1 protein-coding gene is annotated in these 785 nt (G+C 60.9%); it reads right to left on the bottom strand.

Translation table 11 applies throughout. The features are described 5' to 3' along the window. Positions 1–785: TonB-dependent receptor domain-containing protein (locus AC1DU6_RS33625; RefSeq protein ID WP_477862696.1), on the bottom strand; the 785-nt coding region annotated here is incomplete at both ends.

Below are 785 nucleotides of genomic sequence, written 5' to 3'. Positions count from 1 at the left end.
GGCATGAGCGAAGCGCTGCCGCCGGCCAGCACCGTCAACGGCCCGGGAATGAGCGAGTTGCCCAGCGCCGGATCGCGCAGATCAAGAAGCGAGATCAGGAACGACGAGAACAGAGCGGGTGTCGAACTGCGGATCTGGCCGAGGTCGGGCGGCAAAAATCCGGTGCCACGGCTGGCGCGGAACGTGACATCACGCGTTGGCGCATAACGAAAACCAAGCGTGTGGCTCGTCGATCCAAAGCTGTTGATCGACGGCGTCTGGGGCGTGAACGGGCCGGCGGCGCTATCGACCTCAATTGAAGAGCCCGAGAAATCGGTCCGGTAAGCGTCATGGCGAACCGAAGCCATCAGTTCCAGCATGTTCACGAAAGGCATGTCATTGCCGGGCGAAATCAACGGCGCGCGCAGTTCCAGATATTGCGCATCAACCCTGCGATGTGCTTCAGGCGTCCAGTAGAAGGCGCTTGTACCGCCCACATCACTGGTATCGACTGCATCGTCGCTGGTCTCATTGCGTCGTTCAACAAGCGCGGTGGCGGTGAGCTTGCCGCCTGGAAGCTCCACGACCGGGCCGCTCAGCCGCAAGGACAGCGTCTTGAGCGTGTTGCCAACTTTGCCGTTCTGCTTGAAGAACGTGAACAGTGAGTTGAGATCGCTGAGCGGTGAAGCGGAAATATCGCGAAAAACCTCGCCCTGAAGGGTTTCGTCGGCGGTCGGTGATGCGGCACCGAGAACCGTGCTGTTGGTGCTGGTGGTGGTGCTGCGCAGCCAGCCATAGTCCAGCAC

The organism is Roseateles sp. P5_B10 (assembly GCF_056400485.1).
Note: the sequence above shows the minus strand (reverse complement) of the source record. Positions and strands in the feature narration are given on the sequence as shown.